This window comes from Pseudomonas sp. BJa3 (assembly GCF_026343815.1).
GTDB lineage: Bacteria > Pseudomonadota > Gammaproteobacteria > Pseudomonadales > Pseudomonadaceae > Aquipseudomonas > Aquipseudomonas soli.
Map to the genome: position 1 here is coordinate 38,193 of NZ_JAOXMC010000026.1, position 20,502 is coordinate 58,694.

17 protein-coding genes are annotated in these 20,502 nt (G+C 65.1%); 5 read left to right on the plus strand and 12 right to left on the minus strand.

Annotated features, from left to right (window positions below):
- Nucleotides 1–41: 41 nt before the first annotated feature.
- The 3 genes from OH705_RS24560 to OH705_RS24570 are packed head-to-tail and all read left to right on the plus strand — an operon-like array spanning nucleotide 42 to nucleotide 5,514.
- Complete coding sequence (locus OH705_RS24560; RefSeq protein WP_094012589.1) at nucleotides 42–1,280, plus strand: exonuclease SbcCD subunit D C-terminal domain-containing protein; 1,239 nt, start codon at nucleotides 42–44, stop codon at nucleotides 1,278–1,280.
- Nucleotides 1,277–4,921 carry an AAA family ATPase gene (locus tag OH705_RS24565; protein ID WP_267303164.1) on the plus strand — a complete coding sequence of 1,215 codons (3,645 nt, stop codon included), beginning with the start codon at nucleotides 1,277–1,279 and terminating at the stop codon, nucleotides 4,919–4,921. The genes OH705_RS24560 and OH705_RS24565 overlap by 4 nt, the downstream gene beginning before the upstream one ends.
- On the plus strand, nucleotides 4,918–5,514 hold the full coding sequence (locus OH705_RS24570) for a glutathione S-transferase (RefSeq protein ID WP_267303165.1): 597 nt from the start codon (nucleotides 4,918–4,920) through the stop codon (nucleotides 5,512–5,514). Before OH705_RS24565 ends, OH705_RS24570 begins: the two co-directional genes overlap by 4 nt.
- Before the next feature lie 217 nt (nucleotides 5,515–5,731).
- Here OH705_RS24570 and OH705_RS24575 read toward each other — a convergent pair whose 3' ends face one another.
- From OH705_RS24575 to OH705_RS24625, 11 genes are all read right to left on the minus strand, one after another.
- Nucleotides 5,732–5,908 (minus strand): hypothetical protein, encoded by a 177-nt coding sequence (locus tag OH705_RS24575; RefSeq protein WP_023631376.1) that lies wholly within the window; start codon nucleotides 5,906–5,908, stop codon nucleotides 5,732–5,734.
- A gap of 162 nt (nucleotides 5,909–6,070) precedes the next feature.
- Nucleotides 6,071–7,201: a lactonase family protein gene (locus OH705_RS24580; RefSeq protein ID WP_031315541.1), complete on the minus strand. Its 1,131-nt coding sequence runs from the start codon at nucleotides 7,199–7,201 to the stop codon at nucleotides 6,071–6,073.
- Nucleotides 7,167–7,457: a DUF5629 family protein gene (locus tag OH705_RS24585; RefSeq protein ID WP_023631373.1), complete on the minus strand. Its 291-nt coding sequence runs from the start codon at nucleotides 7,455–7,457 to the stop codon at nucleotides 7,167–7,169. Before OH705_RS24585 ends, OH705_RS24580 begins: the two co-directional genes overlap by 35 nt.
- Nucleotides 7,458–7,554: 97 nt before the next feature.
- On the minus strand, nucleotides 7,555–9,948 hold the full coding sequence (locus OH705_RS24590) for an efflux RND transporter permease subunit (RefSeq protein WP_094012586.1): 2,394 nt from the start codon (nucleotides 9,946–9,948) through the stop codon (nucleotides 7,555–7,557).
- Complete coding sequence (locus OH705_RS24595) at nucleotides 9,945–10,961, minus strand: WD40/YVTN/BNR-like repeat-containing protein (protein WP_267303166.1); 1,017 nt, start codon at nucleotides 10,959–10,961, stop codon at nucleotides 9,945–9,947. Before OH705_RS24595 ends, OH705_RS24590 begins: the two co-directional genes overlap by 4 nt.
- 194 nt (nucleotides 10,962–11,155) lie before the next feature.
- A complete protein-coding gene (gene pepN / locus OH705_RS24600; RefSeq protein ID WP_267303167.1) occupies nucleotides 11,156–13,813 on the minus strand; it encodes an aminopeptidase N in 2,658 nt (885 codons plus the stop codon).
- Between the two features lie 13 nt (nucleotides 13,814–13,826).
- The gene (locus OH705_RS24605; protein ID WP_038706528.1) at nucleotides 13,827–14,657 is read right to left on the minus strand and encodes a DUF2797 domain-containing protein; all 831 of its coding nucleotides are present in this window, start codon (nucleotides 14,655–14,657) and stop codon (nucleotides 13,827–13,829) included.
- A complete protein-coding gene (locus tag OH705_RS24610; RefSeq protein WP_023630887.1) occupies nucleotides 14,654–14,914 on the minus strand; it encodes a YeaC family protein in 261 nt (86 codons plus the stop codon). Before OH705_RS24610 ends, OH705_RS24605 begins: the two co-directional genes overlap by 4 nt.
- Before the next feature lie 13 nt (nucleotides 14,915–14,927).
- Entirely contained in the window at nucleotides 14,928–15,812 is an 885-nt protein-coding gene (locus OH705_RS24615) for a rhomboid family intramembrane serine protease (RefSeq protein WP_267303168.1), read from the minus strand.
- Nucleotides 15,809–16,780 (minus strand): metallophosphoesterase, encoded by a 972-nt coding sequence (locus OH705_RS24620; protein WP_038706529.1) that lies wholly within the window; start codon nucleotides 16,778–16,780, stop codon nucleotides 15,809–15,811. Before OH705_RS24620 ends, OH705_RS24615 begins: the two co-directional genes overlap by 4 nt.
- Complete coding sequence (locus OH705_RS24625) at nucleotides 16,780–17,670, minus strand: NAD(+) kinase (protein WP_023632574.1); 891 nt, start codon at nucleotides 17,668–17,670, stop codon at nucleotides 16,780–16,782. Before OH705_RS24625 ends, OH705_RS24620 begins: the two co-directional genes overlap by 1 nt.
- Nucleotides 17,671–17,714: 44 nt before the next feature.
- On the opposite strand from OH705_RS24625, the gene OH705_RS24630 reads away from it, so the two are divergent.
- Nucleotides 17,715–18,710 (plus strand): DUF1853 family protein, encoded by a 996-nt coding sequence (locus OH705_RS24630; RefSeq protein ID WP_267303169.1) that lies wholly within the window; start codon nucleotides 17,715–17,717, stop codon nucleotides 18,708–18,710.
- Nucleotides 18,711–18,835: 125 nt separating this feature from the next.
- A complete protein-coding gene (locus OH705_RS24635; protein WP_023631611.1) occupies nucleotides 18,836–19,381 on the plus strand; it encodes a cytochrome b in 546 nt (181 codons plus the stop codon).
- On the opposite strand, the gene OH705_RS24640 is transcribed toward OH705_RS24635, so the two are convergent.
- The gene (locus OH705_RS24640; protein WP_267303170.1) at nucleotides 19,372–20,265 is read right to left on the minus strand and encodes a 1-aminocyclopropane-1-carboxylate deaminase/D-cysteine desulfhydrase; all 894 of its coding nucleotides are present in this window, start codon (nucleotides 20,263–20,265) and stop codon (nucleotides 19,372–19,374) included. The genes OH705_RS24635 and OH705_RS24640 overlap by 10 nt on opposite strands.
- Nucleotides 20,266–20,502 lie beyond the last annotated feature (237 nt).

Consider the following 20,502-nt stretch of genomic DNA (forward strand, 5'->3'; position numbering starts at 1 on the left):
CGAATCCAAACGCCCCCTGCCGCTCACCCTACGGATCTTCCATGCGTCTGTTTCACACCTCCGACTGGCACCTGGGCCAGAGCCTGCATGGCCAGGAACGCGACTTCGAACACGCCTGCTTCCTCGACTGGCTGCTAGGCCAACTGCGCCTGCGCCAGCCCGATGCGCTGCTGATCGCCGGCGACATCTTCGACACCGTCAATCCGCCGGTCAAAGCCCAGGAACGCCTTTACGACTTCATCGTCCAGGCCCACGAGCAACAGCCCAAGCTGGACATCGTGATGATCGCCGGCAACCACGACTCCGGCTCGCGCATCGAGCTGCCGGCGCCACTGATGCGCCGCCTGCGCACCCACGCCCTGGGCCGCGTGCACTGGCTCGACGAGGGCCAGCTGGACGCCGAGCGCCTGCTGATCCCGCTGACCAACGCCCGCGGCAAGGTCGGCGCCTGGTGCCTGGCCCTGCCCTTCCTGCGCCCCGCCGAAGTCACCGGGCCGGCGCTGGGTGACGACTACCTGCAGGGCATCACCCAGGTCCACGAGCAGTTGATCGCGGCAGCGCAGAAGAAACGCAAGAAGGATCAGGCGCTGGTCGCCATCAGCCATGCGCACATGGCCGGCGGCAGCATCTCGGAAGACTCCGAACGCAGCCTGATCATCGGCAATGCCGAGGCGCTGCCGGCGCGGCTGTTCGACAAGGCCATCAGCTATGTCGCCCTGGGTCATCTGCACAAGCCGCAGAAGGTCAACCGCGAGGATCGCATCCGCTACAGCGGCGCGCCGATCCCGCTGTCCTTCGCTGAAATCAACTACCCGCACCAGGTGCTGGAAGTGGAGCTGGAGGGCGCCGAACTGGTCAGCGTCGAGCCGCGCCCGGTGCCGCGTGCCGTGGCCCTGCAGCGGGTCGGCCCGGCACCGCTGGGCGAGTTGCTCGAACAATTGGGCCAATTGCCGGTGATCGACCTGCTCGAAGACCCCAACCGCCAACCCTGGCTGGAGGTGCGGGTACGCCTGGACGAGCCGCAGCCCGACCTGCGCCAGCAGATCGAGACCGCCCTGCAAGGAAAGGCTGTGCGCCTGGTGCGCATCAGCGCCGAGTATGCCGGCGCCGGGCGCCAGGAGGAGGATGAACAAACCTTTGTCGAACTGGCGCAGCTGACCCCGCAGGACCTGTTCGGCCGTGCCTGGCAACAACAGTACGGCAACCCTGCCGACGAGCAGGCCCTGGCCGACTTCGCCGAGCTGCTGCAGGACGTGCTGCAAGAGGAGGAACGACCATGAAGATTCTCGCCATCCGCCTGAAGAACCTGGCTTCCCTTGCCGGCCCCATCGACATCGACTTCACCGCCGAGCCCCTGGCCAGCGCCGGCCTGTTCGCCATCACCGGGCCGACCGGGGCCGGCAAGAGCACACTGCTCGACGCCCTGTGCCTGGCCCTGTTCGGCAGCGTGCCACGCCTGAACGATATCGCCCGGGAAGCCAAGGTGCCGGATGCCGACGGCGAGATCCCCACCTCCGACCCACGCAACCTGCTGCGCCGTGGCACCGGCAGCGGCTTTGCCGAGGTGGATTTCATCGGCATCGACGGCTGCCGCTACCGCGCCCGCTGGGAAGCCAATCGCGCCCGCGAGAAAGCCACCGGCAAGCTGCAGAACAGCCGCCAAAGCCTCTACGACCTGGACAGCGAGCAGTTGCTGGGTAGCGGCAAGAACGAATACAAGCAGCTGGTCGAGGCCCGCCTGGGCCTGAATTTCGAGCAGTTCACCCGCGCGGTGATGCTGGCCCAGAGCGAGTTCGGCGCCTTTCTCAAGGCCGACGACCGTGAGCGCAGCGAATTGCTGGAAAAACTCACCAACACGGCGATCTACACCCGCCTCGGCCAGCGCGCCTTCAGCAAGGCTCGGGAAACCGGCGAGGTACACAACGATCTGAAGAAGCAGGCCGAGCATCTGCTGCCGATGGACGCCGAAGCTCGTGCCGCCCTCGACCAGGAACTTGAACTGGCCCAGCAACAGTTCAAGGCCGGCCAGGCACGCCAGCGCCTGCTCGAACAACAGCGCACCTGGTTCGAAGAACAGCAGCGCCTGCACGCCCAGCACCATGAGGCCGGCACTGCCCTGCAAGCCGCCGAGCAGGCGTGGCAGCAACTGGCCGAACAGCGCGTCGACCTGCAACGCCTGGAGCGCCTGGCGCCCCAGCGCCACCAGTTCCATCGCCAACAGCACCTGGCCGCGCAACTGGCCCCGGTGCAGGCGGATATCGACCAGCAACAACGCCAGCAAAGCGATATGCAGCAACATATCGACGCACTGCAGCAGTCCCTCGAAGCCGCCCGCCAGCACCTGGGCCAACAGCAGGCCCTGCAAGGCGAAAACGCTCCGCGCCTGCGCCAGGCCTTCGCCGCTCAAGGCGACATCGCACGCCTGGAGAAGGACCTGACCGAACAGCGCGAAGCCTGTAACCAGGCCGAGCAGGAGGCCAGCGCGGGCCAGCAGCAGCTGCAACAGCTGGAGGACCATCAGCAACGCAGCCAGCAGCAGTTGTCGCAGATCGATGCCGCCCTGGCCGAAAGCCAGCATCTGGGCGGCCTCGCCGACGCCTGGCAGGCCTATCTGCCACAACTCAAGCAGGTCATGCTGACCGGCGGCCGCCTGGCCAAGGGCCGCGAAGAGCTGCCCGGGCTGCAGGCCCAGGCCAGCCAGGCCAACGCCCAACTGCAAGCGCAACGCGAGCATTTCGAACTGCTGTTCCGCGAAGCCGGTGCCGAACCCCATGCGCTGGCCGAGCAGGTCGATCTGCTCGGCGCCATGCTTCAGGACAACCGCAAGCAACAGCGCGCCGTCGAAGAGCTGGGCCGCCTGCATGGTCGCGAGCAGGAACTGCGCCAGGCCATCGCCGCCCTGCGTGAACGCCAGCAGCAAGCCATGCAGCGGCGCCAGCAACTGATCGGCGAAGGCACCGCGGCCAAGGCCGAGCTGGAAAGCGCAGAGCAAGCGCTGACCCTCACCCGTCAATTGCTCGAGCGCCAGCGCCTGGCGCGCAACACCAGCGTCGAAGAGCTGCGCGCGCAACTGCGCGACGGCGAGCCTTGCCCGGTCTGCGGTAGCGCCGAACACCCGTTCCACCAGCCCGAAGCGCTGCTGCACAGCCTTGGTCGACACGACCAGGCCGAGGAAGAGGCGGCGCACAAGCAAGTCGAGCAGCTCAATGGCAAGCTGGTGGAACTGCGCACCGAACTGGGCGTGGTCAATGCCCAGCTCAAGGATTACCAGCAACAACAACAGCAGCTCGGCGAGCAGTTGCAGCCTGTGACCGAACAGCTCCACGCCCATGCCCTGTGGCCGGCGCTTGCCCCGCAAGACGACGCGGCCCGCGGAAAGTGGCTCGACGGCCAGTTACGCCGCCTCGGCGAGGAGATAGACCGCGACGAGAAGCGTCAGGGCGCCCTGCTCACCCTGCAGAAGGATGCCGCTCGCCTTACCCAGCAGTTGCAGGCCGCAGGCGAGGCCCAGCAACAGGCCCAGCGTCACCTCGACCAGCAGCACCAGGCCCTGGCCGCCGACGCCCAGCAACTGGAACAAAGCCTCGACGACCTGGGCAGCGTGCTGCCCCAGGACATTCTCCAGGCCCTGCGCGACGACCCGGCCAACGCCTTCCTCGGCCTCGACCAGCAGATCGCCCAGCGCCGCCAACAACTCGACCTGCGCAAGGACGAACAGGAAGAGCAACAGGCCCGTCAAGTCCAGCTCGACAAGCTGCGGGACCAGCAACAGACATGCCTGCACGTGCATCAGCAACTGCAACAGAAACTTGCCACGCTGGACGCGCAACACCAGCAGGCCCGCGCCACACTTGGCGAACTGCTCGGTGAACAGCCCAGCGCCGAAGCCTGGCAACAGTACCTGGATACCCAGCTGGAGCAGGCGCGCAGCGCCGAGGCCGACTGCGTCCAGAAGCTGCAAGCGCTGCACACCCAAAGCGTGCAACTGGCCGGCGACCTCAAGGCCAACCAGCAGCGTCAGCAGGCCCTGGAACAGGAGCATCAGCAGTTGCAGGGCGAAATCGCCAATTGGCGCAGCGCGCACCCTGAGCTGGACGATGCCGGCCTTGACCGCCTGCTGGCCGTCGACGATGCCCAGCTCGGTGAATTGCGTCAGCGCCTGCAAACTGCAGAGAAGGCCATCGAGCAAGGCCGGGTGCTGCTTCAGGAGCGTGAACAACGCCTGCAGCAACATGCCAGCCAGGCCCACGGCGAATTGCCGGCGGAAGAACTGGAGCAAGCACTCAGCGAGCTCCAGCAGCAACTGGCCGCTCAAGAACAAGGCTGCGCCGAACTACGCGCGCGCCAGGCCGACGACCAGCGCCGTCAGCAGGCCAGCCAGGCCCTGGCCGAGCAGATCGAGCAGGCCTACCAGCAATGGCAACGCTGGGCGCGCCTGAATGCGCTGATCGGCTCGGCCTCGGGCGATGTGTTCCGCAAGATCGCCCAGGGCTACAACCTCGACCTGCTGCTGCACCACGCCAACAGCCAGTTGCGCCAGTTGGCCAAACGCTACCGCCTCAAGCGCGGCGGCAGCGCGCTGGGCCTGCTGGTGCTGGACACCGAGATGGGCGACGAGCTGCGCTCTGTGCACTCGCTGTCGGGCGGCGAAACCTTCCTGGTCTCCCTGGCGCTGGCCCTGGGCCTGGCGTCGATGGCCTCCAGCACCCTGCGCATCGAATCGCTGTTCATCGACGAAGGCTTCGGCAGCCTCGACCCCGAGTCGCTGCAACTGGCCATGGACGCCCTCGACGGTCTGCAGGCCCAGGGTCGCAAGGTAGCGGTGATCTCCCACGTGCAGGAGATGCACGAACGCATCCCGGTGCAGATCCAGGTGCGCCGTCAGGGCAATGGGCTGAGCGATGTCGAGGTGTGCGGGTGATTCTCTACTCGTTCCGCCGCTGCCCCTGGGCCATGCGCGCGCGCCTGGCGCTGCGCTACGCCGGGTGCGACGTGCAGGTGGTCGAGGTAAAGATGAAGGAAAAGCCCGCCGAACTGCTGGCACTGTCGCCCAAGGGCACGGTGCCGGTGCTCGATACCGGGAATGGCGTACTGGAGGAAAGCCTCGACATCATGCGCTGGGCGCTCGACCGGCACGACCCCGAAGACTGGCGCCTGCTGGCTGACCCAGCGGCCGCGCGCCAGGCCGACGCGCTGATAGCCCGCAACGACAGCGCGTTCAAGGCGCAGGTGAACCTGTACAAGTATGCCGAGCGCTATCCGGAGTATTCCCGGGCCCACTACCGCGCCCAGGCCGAGCCCTGGCTGGCAGAGCTGGAAAGCCTTCTCGAAGGCAGGCCCTGGCTACTCGCCGAGCACCCTAGCCTGGCCGACGCCGCCTTGCTGCCCTTGATGCGCCAGTTTGCCGGGGTCGAACCGCAATGGTTCGCCGAGGCTGCTTATCCGCGGCTACGGAGCTGGCTTCAGGGCTGGCTGGGGTCATCCCTGTTCGAGGCCGTCATGGCGAAGCCATAGTGCCCCACGCGACACACTGCAGGCCGCAGGAAAAAGCGTCGTTCGTCCTGTGTTTTTTCCTGCGGCCCGCTACTCACAACGCCAGAATCGGCGCGGACATCAGCAACAGCACTACCGCCGTGATACGCCACATCATGCTCTGCCCCTTTGGCGAGTCAAAAATTTAGCGTCAAATTAAATCATATGGCTTTGTGCTATTACCAATGGCTTTACACACTCAGTTGGAGTGCTTGCTCAAGGCGGCATGGAAATGCGCGCTCTGTTGCAGGTATTTCTGGGTGTAGCTGTGGGTGCTCGAGGCCTTGGTACCCTGCTCCGCCTGGGCGTGGGCTGGCAAAACGACGGAGGCAGAGATGGCGGAGGCGGCGATGAGTGGGAAGAGATTGAAGTTCATGCTGGCAGACCTCGACTGCGGTGGTTGACGTTGGCCCGTCGTGGGCCTTGGGTCAAAACTTACGCCGATGGATCTGCCTGTAAAAATTCATTGCGGCAGTAGCCATTATCATGGCCATTGATAATTGCCGATGCCGCTCCCACGCCAACTCAGTGCCCGCCATTATTCGAGGAACTTGAGGTCCGAAGGCGCCTGCTGCGCCAACTTCTGCAGGGTGTCCCCCAGCTTGCCGCTGCGCGGATCTCGGCGCATGACCACGATCTGGTTGCTCTTCTGGTTCGCCACCAGCAGGTAGTTGCCACTGGGGTCCAGGGCAAACTCGCGGGGATGGTCGCCCTCGACCGAGCGGCGCTGCACCAATCTCAGTTGGCCGTCATCCTTGCCTACCGCATACACCACGATCTCGTTGGCAGTGCCGCGATTGCTGACATAGAGGAAGCGGCCATCGGCCGACAGGTGCAGCCCGCCCGCGGCCCTGGCCGCTGCATCCTTGCTGTCGGTCAGCGGCAAGTGCTGGCGCTCGGTCAGAGCACCGTCCTGCACATCGAATACCACCACCTCGGCGCTCATCTCCAGGGTCAGGTAGGCGTGCCGACCCTTGGCGTCGAACAGCAGATGACGCGGGCCACTGCCCGGTGGCAACGCCACTGACGGCGGAATCGCCGGGCTCAGCGGATGCTCGGGGCTGGCGCCGTCATAGCGGTAGATGAACACCTTGTCCGCGCCCAGGTCGCTGGCATACAGGTGACGGCCATCGGGCGACAGCACCAGCGAATGCACATGGGCACCGGCCTGGCGCTCGGGGTTGACCTTGCTTGGCGTGTGCCTAGCCTGCTGCACCACCGGTTTGAGCTTGCCGTCCCTGGCCACCGGGATCACCACCAGGCTGCCACCGGGGTCGGGAGCGACGGCGTAGTTGGCGACGAACAGGTAGCGCTGGTCATGGCTCAGGCTGGCGTGGGTCGGCTCGTCGCCCTGGCTGGGCACCTGGTTCAGCAGCTTGATCTCGCCCTTGCTGCTTAGCGAGAAGCTGCTGACGTTGCCCTTGGGCGTTTCATTGACCGCGAACAGCTGGCGCTGGTCGGCAGACAGCACCAGCCACGAGGGGCTGACACTCTTGACCACCTGCCGGGGCTTGGCGTCGATCTGGCCAGTGCGAGCGTTGAAGTCGTAGCGGTAGATCCCTTCGCTGCCGTTGTCGGTGTAGCTGCCCACCAGCAACGTGGCGGCCTGGGCGTTGACTGACAAAGCCATCAGGCTAGCGGTCAGCAGGCGTGTCCATTTCCTGTTCATCGTCTTCTTCATCCGGGGCACGAAAAGCACTCATACAGACTAGACGATGCTCGCCTTCATCAGTGGCCAGGCTCCAGTCGTCGCCCGCGCCAGTGGCGGCAGCGATCTGCTCGGGGGTGAAGGACCAGCGGCGCAGTTGGCGGCCGTCCATGCATTCGATGGTGAGGCCAGATTCGTCGAGGGTGAAGTCGAAGGCGTGCAGGCCGTCGATCAGGAGCATGTCGCAGGCTGCGAGGGCGGTGGCGAGGGTGGTCATGGTAATACCATTTCAGACAAAGGCCGCCATTATACGCAATCGCGGGTCAAGTCGCGGCGGTGCGCCGATGCGACTTGACCCGCGATCATGGCGTCACTCAATGGGCGAAGATCGAGCCGCCCTCCTTGCCCGCCAATTTCTCTGGCTTGATCAGGAACCGCGCCAGCGCCGGCAGCAGCCACAGGGCGCCGAACATGTTCCACAGCAGCATGAAGGTCAGCATCAGGCCCATGTCGGCCTGGAACTTGATCGCCGAGAAGATCCAGGTGCACACGCCGATGGCCAGGCACAGGCCGGTGAACAGTACCGCCTTGCCGGTGGAGCGCAGGGTCTCGTAGTAGGCCTCCTGCAATGGCAGGCCGGCGCGCAGGAAGCTCTCCAGGCGGCTGTAGATGTAGATGCCGTAGTCCACGCCGATGCCCACGCCCAGCGCCACCACCGGCAGCGTGGCGACCTTCACGCCAATGCCCATGAAGGCCATCAGCGCGTTGCCCAGTACCGAGGTCAGCACCAGCGGCAGGACAATGCACAGGGTCGCGGCGAACGAGCGGAAGGTGATCATGCACATCACCGCCACGCAGATGTACACGAGGATCAGGATGGTCAGCTCGGCCGACTTGATCACTTCGTTGGTGGCCGCCTCGATGCCGGCATTACCCGCCGCCAGGAGGAACTGCAGGCCTTCCTTGCTGTGGCTGTCGGCGAAAGCCTTGGCCGCTGCGGTGACCCGCTCCAGGGTCTCGGCCTTGTGGTCGTTGAGGAACACCAGCACTGGCGCCAGCGAACAGTCGGCGTTGTACAGGCCGTCGGCACGGGCGATGGAGTTATTGAGGATATCCGGGTTGCGCGACAGGGTTTCCCATTTCAGGCTGCCCTCGTTCATGCCCTTGATGACCTGCTTGGACACGGTCACCAGGGAGATGGTCGACTGCACCCCGGGGGTGTTGTCCATGGTCCACATCAGCTCGTCGATCGGCGCCATGGTCGAGTGGATCGAGCAGCTCTCGGCCGGGGTCTTGACCATGATCACCAGCACATCGGAACTGGTCGAGTAATTGCTGATGATGAAGCTGTTGTCCTGGTTGTAGCGCGAGTCCGGGCGCAGCTCCGGCGCGCCCTGGTCGAGGTCGCCGATCTTCAGGTTCTGGCTGTACCAGAGGCCGCCACCGAAGGCCAGCAGCGCCAGCACCACCGATACCGGCGCCACCTTGGGGCTGGCGAAGTTGGACAGCAGGCGCCAGAACGGATGCTCGCGGGTCGCGTCCTTCTTGCTGCGGGCGATGGCCTTCTGGCTGATGCCGACATAGCTGATCGCCACCGGCAGCAGGATCAGGTTGGTGAACACGATCACCGCCACGCCGATCGAGGCGCCGATGGCCAGCTCGCGGATTACGCCGATGTCGATGATCAGCAGGGTGATGAAGCCCACGGCGTCGGCGAGGATGGCGATCATCCCCGGCAGGAACAGCTGGCGGAAGGTGCGCCGGGCCGCGGTCAGGGCGTTGTCGGCGTCACTGGATTGCAGGGCGATGCCGTTGATCTTCTGCACCCCGTGGGAAATGCCGATGGCAAAGATCAGGAACGGCACCAGCATCGAGTACGGGTCCAGGCCGAAGCCCACCGCATGCATCAGCCCCAACTGCCAGACCACCGCTACCAGGGTGGTGATGAGCACGGCGATGGTGCTGCGAATGCACCAGGTGAACCAGTACAGCAGCGCCCAGGTGATCACCAGCGCCACGCCGAAGAACATCGCGACCATCACCAGGCCGTCGATCAGGTCACCGACCTTCTTGGCGAAACCGACGATGTGAATCTTCACGTTCGGGTTCTGCGCCTGGAACTTGTCGCGAATCTTCTCTTCCAGCTGGTGGGAGAACTGCTGGTAGTCGAGCTTGACCTGGCGCCCCGGATCCTGCGGGTCGGGATGGTTCTCCAGCAGCGGGATATCGATGATGCTGGACTTGAAGTTGTTGGCCACCAGGCGCCCCACCTGGCCCGACTTGAGCACGTTGTCGCGCAGGGTGTCGAGGCTGTCCTGGGAGCCATTGTAGGTATTGGGGATCACTTCGCCGCCGGAGAAGCCCTCTTCGGTGACCTCGCTCCAGCGCACGCTCGGGCTCCACAGCGATTTCAGCCCGGCGCGGTCGACACCGGGGATGTAGAACACCTCGTCATGGATCTGGCGCAGGGTCTCCATGTAGTCCTTGTCGAAGATGTCACCATTGACAGCCTCCACCGAGACGCGGACGGTGTTGCCGAGGTTGGCCAGGTCGTTGCGGTGCTCCATCATCTGCTCGATGAACGGATGCTGCAGCGGGATCATCTTCTCGAAGCTGGTGGACGGGCGGATCTGCGTGGCCTGCCAGAACAGGAACACGCTCACCAGCAGGCAGATGCCGATGACCACGGGGCGGTTGTTGAAGATCAGGCGTTCCAGCAGGGTGGCCTTGTCCTTGTGCTGCATGTCGAAGCTCTCCCGGCTGGTCATGGACGCGCCTCCTGGGTACCGTCGGCCGAGGCCAGGTGCACGCCCCCTTGCCCGACCAGCAACAGGCCGCCACCGCCCAGGCCGCTGACACCCGACAGGGCGATACGGTCGGCGCGGTTGCGCACGCTGAAGGTCTGCCCGTCGTCATGGCTGCGCAGCACGCTGCCGCCATTGCCGACCAGCACCAGGCTGCCGTCCTCGAGAAGCGTAGCGCTTGCCAGGCCGAATTCGAGCGGGCCGCGTTCGGCCTTGAGCTCGATCGGCTGCCAGCTGTCGCCGAAATCGGTGGAGCGGAACAGGTTGCCGCGCAGGCCGTAGGCCAACAGGGTGTTGGGCTGGGCGGTGCCGATCACACCGAACAGCGAACCCTCGTAGGGGCCTTGCACCGTCGTCCAGCTCTGGCCAGCATCGCTGGAGCGGAACATGCTGCCCTGCTCGCCGACGATGAACAGGCCGGCGTCCTTCACTTGGGTGATGGCGTTGAGGTGGAGCTGGTCGGGGTTGTCCAGGCGCTCGGCGACGTCCTGCCAGTGCTGGCCGCCATCGGTGCTCTCCAGCAGCGCGCCATAGGCGCCGACGGCAAAGCCATGTTGTGCATCGACGAAACGCACATCGAGCAAGGGTGCTTCGCGGGACAGGTCTTCGAACTGCTTGCTCCAGGTCGCGCCGCCGTCGTTGCTGGCGAGGATCTGAGCATCATGGCCGACCGCCCAGCCGCGCTTGTCGTCGAGGAAGAACACTGCGGTGAGCAGTTGCCGGGTGGGCACCCGGGCCTGGGTCCAGGTCTTGCCCTGGTCGTCGGAGAACAGGATATGGCCGCGATCGCCGACCACCACCAGGCGCTGGCCTGCGTGGGTGACGCCGATCAACAGACTCTGGCTGGCCTTGGCCGACTCCACCGAGTATTCCTCGGCGGCCACCGCCGCCTCGGCATTGCCGGCGCCGATGCCCAGCACCAGTGCCAGCATCGCGCCTGCCGCCAGCCTGCGGCGTGGCGTAATCCGCTCTCTCATGACTGCCCCCTGTTGTGTTCTTGTGGTGGGTCAATCTATTGCCAGGCACTGCCGAAACCCCTGGTCCAGAGGCCTGGAATAGCTTCTGGCCATCGTATCGGGCTTGTCCGACAGAAAACAACGAGCGGGACGTTATGTTTTGTTAACCATAGAAAATGACTGGGGCCGCAAAGCGGCCCCAAACTTCGCCCGACTTACGCCAGGCTCTTGCTCACCACCTCGTACACATCGCTGGACAGCGCACCGGAAGCGAGGATCCGCTCCAGCTCGCCCTTCATCAGCGCCTGACGCTGGTCGTCATACTTGCGCCAGCGGGTCAGCGGGGCGAGTTGACGCGAGGCGATCTGCGGGTTCAACGCATTGAGCTCGATCACCAGGTCTGCCAGGAAGCGATACCCCGAACCGTCAGCGGCATGGAAGTTGACCAGGTTCTGCCCGGCGAAACCACCGATCAGCGCGCGCACCTTGTTCGGGTTCTTCAGGGTGAAGGCCGGGTGCTGCATCAATGCCTTGACCCGCGCCAGGCCGCCCGGCAGGGTGCTGGCCGCCTGCACGCTGAACCACTGGTCCATTACCAGCGGGTTGTCCTTGAAGTGCTCGGCGAAGGCTTCCAGGGCCTTGGCGCGCTCGGCCCCGAACGGCGAGTTGACCAGCACCGCCAGGGCGGTGAGACGCTCGGTCATGTTGTCGCAGTGCTCGTACTGCTCCAGGGTCGCCTCGAGCACCTGCGGCTTGCCGCTGAGCATCAGGTACGACAGCGCGATGTTCTGCAGGCTACGACGGGCAAAGTGCTCGGCCGAGGCCACGTAGGCGGTCTTGCGCGAGACCTCGCGGTTGGCCTGGTAACGCGCCCACAGCGCATCGAACAGCTGCTCGGCGATCTGCCGGCGGGCGAACTCACGGGCGGCGTGGATGGCATCCACGTCGGCCACCTGGCTGATCTCGGTGAGGTAGGCCTCGCCCGGCAGCGAGAGCATCTCGGCGACCATGGCCGGGTCCAACGACTCATTGCCAACCACAGTGCCCAGTGCAGTGATCAGGCGCTGGTCGAGGGCCAGTGCTTCGCCACGCTGGTGCTGGCCGATCAGCTCCTGGAGCACCTGCACGGCCAACTGCTGCCCTGCTTCCCAGCGGTTGAAGCCGTCGCTGTCGTGTTGCATGAGGAACATCAACTGGTCGCGGTCGTAGGGGAAGCTCAGCTTGACCGGTGCGCTGAAGCCGCGCAGCAGCGACGGCAGCGGCTGACTGGCAATACCTTCGAAGGTGAAGGTCTGCTCGGCTTCGGTCACCGACAGGACGCGGCTGGTGCCAGTGGCGGCGCTTTCGCCGGCCAGGCGCAACGGCAGGTCGTTGCCTTGGGCATCCAGCAGGCCCAGCGCCACCGGGATCACGAACGGCAGTTTCTCAACCTGCCCCGGTGTCGGCGGGCAGCTCTGGCGGAAGGTCAGGCTGTAGCGCTGCGCGGCAGCGTCATAGGCCTCGCTGACCTCCAGGCGCGGGGTGCCGGCCTGGGTGTACCAGCGCTTGAACTGGGCCAGGTCGACGCCGTTGGCGTCTTCCATGGCCTTGATGAAGTCGTCGGTGGTAACGGCCTGGCCATCATGGCGCTCGAAGTACAGGTCGCTACCCTTGCGGAAGCCCTCGGCCCCCAGCAGGGTGTGGACCATGCCGACCACCTCGGCGCCCTTCTCGTACACCGTCAGGGTGTAGAAGTTGGAGATCTCGATGAAGCTGTCCGGGCGGATCGGGTGGGCCATGGGGCCGGCGTCTTCGGCGAACTGATGGGTACGCAGGTAGGCGACGTCCTCGATGCGCTTGACCGTGCGCGAGTTCATGTCGGCGCTGAACTCGGCATCGCGGAACACCGTGAAGCCTTCCTTGAGCGACAGCTGGAACCAGTCGCGGCAGGTCACGCGGTTGCCCGACCAGTTGTGGAAGTACTCGTGGGCCACCACGCCCTCGACCCGCTGGTGGGCGGCGTCGGTGGCGGTCTCGGCGCGGGCCAGCACGCAGCTGGAGTTGAAGATGTTCAGGCCCTTGTTTTCCATGGCGCCCATGTTGAAGTCGTTGACCGCGACGATCATGAAGATGTCCAGGTCGTACTCACGGCCATAGACTTCCTCGTCCCAGCGCATGGACTTCTTCAGGCTGACCATGGCGTGGTCGCACTTGTCGAGGTTTTCTTCCTCGACATAGATACGCAGGGTCACGTCGCGGCCGGACTGGCGGGTGAACTCGCTCTCGACGCACCACAGGTCACCGGCTACCAGGGCAAACAGGTAGGCCGGCTTCTTGAACGGGTCTTCCCAGGTCGCCCAGTGGCGGCCGTCTTCGGCCGGCCCGCTGCCGATCGGGTTGCCGTTGGACAGCAGCACCGGGTAGCGATGCTGCTCGGCGATCACCGTGGTGGTGAAGACGCTCATCACATCCGGGCGGTCGAGGTAGTAGGTGATCTTGCGGAAGCCCTCGGCCTCGCACTGGGTGCAGAACATCTTGCCGGACTTGTACAGGCCTTCCAGCGCGGTGTTGTTCTCCGGGTGGATCTTCACGCTGGTATCCAGGGTGAAGCGTTCGGCCTTGGGATGCACGGTGAGGCTGTCGTCATCGAGCTGGTAGTCGCCGGCAGCAAGCGCCTGGTCGTCCAGCTGCACGCTCAGCAGCTCCAGGTGCTGGCCATCGAGCACCAGCGGCGGCAGGCCGGCGCCGCGCTCGGGGTTGCGGCGCATGACCAGCTGCGCATGGACCAGGCTGTGGTCCTCGAACAGTTCGAAGGTCAGGTGGGTCTCGTCGATCAGGTACTCGGGGGCCTGATAGTCCTTGAGGTAGATCACTTGCGGTTGTTCGGTACGCATGGTGACGATCCTTTTACTGGAGCACGGCCAGCTGGTAGGCCGTGTACTTGCGAATATTGATCACGCCGGTGTCGAAGATCAGGTACTGGCCCTTGATGCCCAGCAGCGTGCCTTCCACGACGGGATCCTTGTCGAGGTTGAAGCTGACGATCTTTTTCGGGTAGGCCCCGACCGGGTAGCGCATCTGCACCACTTCGGCGTCGGGCAGCGGCTGGATGGCCTGCAGGCCGAAGCGCTCCTGCAAGGCGCGGATGCCGTCGGCGCAGGCGTCGAAGATCTGCTCGCGGATGGCCGGCAGGTCGAGTACCTCGGCGTCACCCTTGAGCAGCGCGCGCCAGTTGGTGCGGTCCGGCACCTGGCTGCGCAGCACGTCTTCGACCAGCCCGGATTGCTGACGGGTGGCCACGCGCATGATCGGCAGCGCCTGGCTGGCGCCCTGGTCGAGCCAACGGGTGGGCAACTGGGTGGCGCGGGTGATGCCGACCTTGATGCCCGACGAGTTGGCCAGGTACACCACGTGATCGGTCATGCAGAACTGCTCGCCCCACGACGGCTCGCGGCAGGTGCCGGCGTCGTAGTGGCAGCGTTCCGGGGCCATGATGCACACGTCGCACTGGGCCAGCTTGGTCATGCACGGGTAGCAGTAGCCCTGGCTGAAGCTGGTCTTGGTGCGTTTGCCGCAATGGCTGCAGTGGATCGCGCCGAGGTACTCGAGGCGGATCGACTGGCCGATCAGCGGATTGACCGGCACCTCGGTGTCATCCAGGCGGAAACTGTATTGAACGACCGGTGCGTCCAGGCGCACCGCCATCTTGCTCAAAGAGCCACGAGCGAGTTCGATCAATGTACCGAGTCCGATTTGAACAGAATGTTGGCGATCGGCGCCGACTTCGAGGCGCACTCCTGCGGGCCCATGTAGCCGGTACGCTGCTCTTCGGGGAGGTTCTTGATTTCCCAGGCGATCACCGCCTGCAGCGACAGTTCTTTCTGTTCGGCAGTCAGTTTGCGGCCATCGGACCATTTGCCGATTTCAACGGCTGTCTTCAGGCTCTCGTAGATCTCGGGGGTGATGTTTTCGATCATTTGCGCGAATGTGGACATGCTGGCTCCTCAGTCAGGCCGTCAGTTTACGCCTCGCCAGCGCGCCACCCAAGAGCCCCGTCAGGCATCCGATGAGCAACCCACCGACATGGGCGGCGTTGGCGATCTGGCCGAAGCCGAGCTGGCCGACCACGCCGCTCAGGCAGATCACCAGCCAGATCAGCATCATCACCAGCACGCCCTTGGGTAGGTTGAACTGCGGGTTCGGCGCCAGCCACTGGTACAGCCAGACATGCCCGAGCAAGCCGTAGAGCACGCCGGACAGCCCGCCGAACAGGCTCGGCCCGCTGGTGAAATGCTGGGCCAGGTTGGATACCAGGCTGAACAACAGCGTCAGCCCCAGCAACATCCACGGCCCCTGGCGCAGCTCAATGCGCTTGCCCAGCTCCCAATACCACAGGCCGTTCATGGCCAGGTGCAGCACGCCGAAGTGCAGCAGCATCGGCGACACCAGGCGCCACCACTGGCCTTCGGCGAGGCCCTGGAGCAAGGGGGTGAAGTACAGGTAGTCGCCCTGCACCTTGAACGACAGGAAGGTGAACCAGCCGATGGTCGAGAGGTTGTCACCCAGGCCGGTCACCCCGGCGACCACCAGGCTCAGGATCAGTACCGCGGCGGTGACCTTGCAGGCCAGGGCCTGCTCCTTCAGCGAAGGCGCCGCCGGGGCGGTCGGCATGCCAGCGTCCACAGGTTCGGGCATCGCTTCTAGGTCGGCATTGCCCTCAGGGAAGCGCCGATAGAGTTCCAGTACGTCGTGGGCCATGGCCGGCGGCGCCCACAGCACCTGCTCCTCGCCCTCCTCCACCACCCGGTGCGGCACCTGCAGACGGCGCAGCAGGACGACGAAACCGCTGAGATCGACCGCCAGCGGCAGGCGCAGCACTTCGATCACGTTCATTGGCTAGCCTGCGGGCGGTCGACATCGACCCAGACGAACTTGTGCGGGTCGATGCGGGTCTCGTCGTCCAGGCGGTAGGCCGCGAGCTTGCCATAGAGCACGGCGCTGTAGTCCAGGCAGGCCAGGTTGTCGCGGATCGGCGCCGGCCGGCCACTGCGCCAGTAATGGCCGACGAACAGCAACGGTTCGTCCTCGGCATAGCGCAGCAGGGCGTTCTTCTGGCTGTGGCTGAGCGGCGTGCGGGCCACTTCATCGGGCAGTGCGTCGGGCTGGAAGACGATGTCGCCGTAGGTCTGCGGGTCCTCCTCCCAGAACTTGGTGCGGAAGAAGGCGCGGGTCAAACCGTCGCCACCGGTCAAGGTCAGGCCGTCCGGCAGGCGCATGTCAGTGCCGCGCAGCAAGCGGTTGCACACTGTCGAGGCGAAGCTGCCGGACACTGCCGAGGCCTGCACGAAGTGCTCGTCGATGCAGCCCGTGGGGTACTGCAGGCGCAACGGCTCGATCAGCCGTGGGTCCCAGCAGGCATGCACCAGGCGGAAGCGCCCGGCGTCGATGAACAGCGGCAGCTGGTAGAACCACTGGATGAAATCGTGCCAGTCGCCGGGGTGCTGGGCGAACTGGGTGAGGGTCTCGTCGATCAGCCGGGCATGGCGTGGGGTGTGCTCGCGCACGAAGGCCTTGCCACTGCCCGGCAACGCCGGGGTGACCCAGCCCAGGGCGTTGTACTCATGGTTGCCCATGATGCAGAACGCCTGGCCGGCCTCGACCATGTCATGAACGATGTGCAGCGCCTCGCGGATGCGCGGGCCGCGGTCGACGATGTCGCCCAGGAACAACGCCTGGCGCCGCGGGTGCCGCCAGACCCCGCCGATGCGCTTGTAGCCGAGGGCGTCGAGCAAGCGTTCGAGGGTGAGCGCGCAACCGTGCACGTCACCGATTATGTCGAAACTGCGCGCCGGATCGAGCATCAGTCGTCCCTGCCGCCCAGGCGGCTGCCCCAGCCGAGCTTGGTGCGGCAGACCTCGTAGTAGTTATGATCCAGCGGATGGATCAGGCGCAGTTTCTGCGGCTTTTTGCTCACCGTGATGGTATCGCCCGGAGCGCAGGTGAAGTGGTTCTGGCCGTCGCAGGAGACCTGCGGGTAGATCTGCAGGTCCTTCGACACGACGATCTTCAGCTCGCTGTTGCCGTCGACCACGATCGGCCGGCCGGACAAGGTATGCGGGTACATCGGCACGATGACGATAGCGTCCAGCTTGGGGTGCATGATCGGGCCACCGGCGGACAGCGCGTAGGCGGTGGAGCCGGTCGGAGTGGCGACGATCAGGCCGTCGGCCTTCTGGCTGCAGACGAACTGGCCGTCGATGTAGATCTCGAACTCGATCATCCGCGTCGACTTGCCCGGGTGCAGCACCACGTCGTTGAGCGCATCGCCCTGGCCGATGGCCTCATGGTGACGGCGCACCTCGGCCTGCAGCAGGAACCGGTTCTCCACCAGGTAATGACCGTCGAGTACCTCGGCAACCTTCTCCTCCAGCTCGTCGGGGCGGATATCGGTGAGAAAGCCCAGGTTGCCACGGTTGATTCCCAGCACCGGGATATTGTGCCTGGCTAGAGCGCGGGCGGCGCCAAGCAGGCTGCCGTCGCCGCCGACGACGATGACCAGGTCGCAAACTTCGCCCAACAATTTGCGTGTCGAGGTCTGCAGGCCATGACCGGGCAGGACTTCGGCGATAGTATCCTCGAGAATCACGTGCAGGTGGCGCTCGAGGAGGAATTTTTTCAGTCGGCGAATGGTGTCAAGCACCTGGGAGCTGCCAAGGCGGCCGATGATACCGATATTGCGAAATTGCTCCATGGTGCTCCTGCGAGGCTCTGCGGCGGGGTGACAATGCCGGGATTATGGGCGAAAGGACCGGCCAGCAGCAAACCGGCTATGCTGGCAGGATGATGCCCTTCGCCGAACTTGAGCACCTGCCCCGCCAACTGCATCACCCCGCCGTGCGCGATCTGGCCTGGGCGCTGCTGTCCCCCCCACTGCTGGCGCAGGCCGGCTGCCCTCAGCGCCATCCGCTGAAGGGTAGCGCCTGGGCCACTGATCCACAGCACTTGGACCACTGGCTCGCGGTGCTCGATCAAGCGCCTGCGCCGCTGTCGAGCTGGCTGGAACGCCTGAACAGCCGGCGGCTGGGCATGTACTACGAAAGCCTATGGCAGTTCGCCCTGCACCAGGCACCGGGCGTCGAGCTACTGGCGGCCAATCTGGCAATTCGCAATGGCGGACGTACATTGGGCGAGTTGGACATACTGCTGCGCGACTACGAAGGCGATCATCATCTGGAGCTGGCCATCAAGCTCTACCTTGGTCCGCCTTCTGGCGATGGCCAAGACCCAGCGCGCTGGCTCGGCCCCGGCTGCCACGACCGCCTCGGGACCAAGCTGGCACACCTGGCTGGGCACCAACTGCCCATCTCCGGCCAGCCCCATAGCCGCGCCGCGCTGGCCGCGCTGGGAATCGCCGAAGTTGAAGCCCGGTTGTGGCTCGGCGGCTATCTGTTCTACCCCTGGCCTGGGTATGCCGAGGCACCCGCTGGCGCCCATCCGGCGCATTCACGCGGGCACTGGTTGCATCGGCGGGATTGGGCGGACTACCTAGAGCGCTGTCCTGCCGGACGCTGGCAGCCACTGCCCCGGCATGGGTGGCTGGCGCCGGCACGGGTCGAAGCAGGCAGTTGCTGGACAGTTGAGCAGTTTGATCGTTGGTTGCAAGGACTGGATCAGGTGGCCCCGGCACAATTGCTCGTCAGGCTTGAGGAGGATGCGCACGGCGCTTGGCAAGAAGCCGAGCGGGTGTTTCTGGTGGCAGACAGATGGCCACATCTTCCCCGGGCTGGTTGAGTAGAACATCCTGTAAGGGGCCATCTTGCCTATCCATATCAACACAATTTTTACACAGCACCCGTACGATGACAGCCAGGCGCCAACAAGAGCGCCCTCTCCGACCTGATGACGAGGACTCCCCCATGGTTTCATCCACTCCCGCGACCCATTACGCGCGGCTGTCGATCGCCCTGCACTGGTTGATGCTGGTGCTGCTGGCCGCCGTCTACGCCTGCATCGAACTGCGCGGCCTGTTCCCCAAGGGCAGTGCCGAACGTGACTTGATGAAGGACCTGCACTTCATGCTCGGCCTGACAGTGTTCGTACTGGTGTGGCTACGTCTGGCCATGCGCCTGTCGCGCCCCACTCCGGCGATCGTGCCCAAGCCTCCGGCCTGGCAGACGGGCCTGTCGCACCTGGTGCATCTGCTGCTGTACCTGATGATGATCGGCCTGCCGCTGGCCGGTTGGGCAATACTCAGTGCCGCCGACAAGCCGATCCCGTTCTATGGCCTGGAGCTGCCAGCGATCGTCGCCCCCGACCCGGACCTGAGCAAGTTCATCAAGGGCTGGCATGAACGCATCGGCAGCTGGGGCTACTGGCTGATTGGCCTGCACGCGCTGGCCGGGCTCTATCACCACTATGTGCGGCGCGACAACACGCTGTTGCGCATGCTGCCCTACAAGTAACCGCGTCGGCCCTGCAGGCCTCCGGTGTGCAGGAACACCAGGCGGGTGCCGGGGGCAAAACGCCCGGCCTCGACCTGGTCACGCAGGGACAGCAGGGCCTTGCCGGTATAGAGCGCCTCCAGCGGCATGCCGGTTTGCCGTTCGGTGTCGGCGATAAACGCCAGCAGTGCGTCATCGATACGGGCAAAGCCGCCACGGCTGGCGTCGTGCAACTGATAGCCGTGCGCACCCGCCAGCGCCGCGACGGTTTCCGGTACACCGTGGTCGAGGGGCACGGCCAGGGCGCCATGGACCACATGCCTGCCCGCCTCTTCCAGCACCATTCCGGCCAAGGTCGTGCCGGTGCCTGCCGCCAGCCACCAGGCGTCGTAGTCCGTCCAGCCGAGCGTTGCCAATTGCGCTCGGCATTGCGCGACGATCAAACCGCAGCCCTGCGCGCCAGCTTGGCCGCCACCGCCTTCAGGGATGCAGTGCCAACCCGGGTAGCGGGCCTGCCAGGGCTCCCAGAAGCCGGGTTCATGGCGATTGCGGTAGCCGCCGAAACCGAGCCAGTGCATCTCCATGCCCAGGGCTCGAAGGTCTTGTACCGTCGGTGTTTCCTGGGGGTGGCCACGCAATAGCCCGGCGGTAGCAAAGCCGAAGCGCTTGCCGGCGGCGGCCAAGGCGTGGAGATGGTTGGAATGGTTGCCACCCAGGCTGATCAGGCCCGGTGCATCGGCCTTGCGGGCCTGGAGCAGGTGATGACGCAGCTTGAACCATTTGTTGCCGCTGATCAGCGGGTCGATCAAATCCAGGCGCAGGACCGCAGCTTCGATTCCCGCGTGGCGTAACCAAGATAGGTCCAGGCGTTGCAGGGGGGCTTGGGGGAGAGAAAAATCAGACATGAAGGCAGTTTATCTGATCACGCAGATGCATACGTGCTGCTCGTTGCCGTTGCCGTTGCCGTTGCCGTTGCCGTTGCCGATCAGGAGTCTAGCGCCATACCCAGCTAGCGACAGCTGCGTCAGCCCAGGCGCCGCCCGTAACTTCGCGACTTCAGGAGGTCGAACGCAGGCCTTGCGGAGGGAGGTGACGGGCATGGATGCCCGTCAAGCGCTGCGCCCCAGGATGGGGCGTTCAGC

Coding starts and splice junctions, on each gene's coding strand:
- OH705_RS24630 (WP_267303169.1), top strand. CDS start 17,715: ATGGGCGAAAGGACCGGCCAGCAGCAAACCGGCTATGCTGGCAGGATG.
- OH705_RS24595 (WP_267303166.1), bottom strand. CDS start 10,961: ATGAGAGAGCGGATTACGCCACGCCGCAGGCTGGCGGCAGGCGCGATG.
- OH705_RS24575 (WP_023631376.1), bottom strand. CDS start 5,908: ATGAACTTCAATCTCTTCCCACTCATCGCCGCCTCCGCCATCTCTGCC.
- OH705_RS24610 (WP_023630887.1), bottom strand. CDS start 14,914: ATGTCCACATTCGCGCAAATGATCGAAAACATCACCCCCGAGATCTAC.
- OH705_RS24585 (WP_023631373.1), bottom strand. CDS start 7,457: ATGACCACCCTCGCCACCGCCCTCGCAGCCTGCGACATGCTCCTGATC.
- OH705_RS24625 (WP_023632574.1), bottom strand. CDS start 17,670: ATGGAGCAATTTCGCAATATCGGTATCATCGGCCGCCTTGGCAGCTCC.
- OH705_RS24635 (WP_023631611.1), top strand. CDS start 18,836: ATGGTTTCATCCACTCCCGCGACCCATTACGCGCGGCTGTCGATCGCC.
- pepN (WP_267303167.1), bottom strand. CDS start 13,813: ATGCGTACCGAACAACCGCAAGTGATCTACCTCAAGGACTATCAGGCC.
- OH705_RS24560 (WP_094012589.1), top strand. CDS start 42: ATGCGTCTGTTTCACACCTCCGACTGGCACCTGGGCCAGAGCCTGCAT.
- OH705_RS24615 (WP_267303168.1), bottom strand. CDS start 15,812: ATGAACGTGATCGAAGTGCTGCGCCTGCCGCTGGCGGTCGATCTCAGC.
- OH705_RS24590 (WP_094012586.1), bottom strand. CDS start 9,948: ATGACCAGCCGGGAGAGCTTCGACATGCAGCACAAGGACAAGGCCACC.
- OH705_RS24580 (WP_031315541.1), bottom strand. CDS start 7,201: ATGAACAGGAAATGGACACGCCTGCTGACCGCTAGCCTGATGGCTTTG.
- OH705_RS24640 (WP_267303170.1), bottom strand. CDS start 20,265: ATGTCTGATTTTTCTCTCCCCCAAGCCCCCCTGCAACGCCTGGACCTA.
- OH705_RS24565 (WP_267303164.1), top strand. CDS start 1,277: ATGAAGATTCTCGCCATCCGCCTGAAGAACCTGGCTTCCCTTGCCGGC.
- OH705_RS24620 (WP_038706529.1), bottom strand. CDS start 16,780: ATGCTCGATCCGGCGCGCAGTTTCGACATAATCGGTGACGTGCACGGT.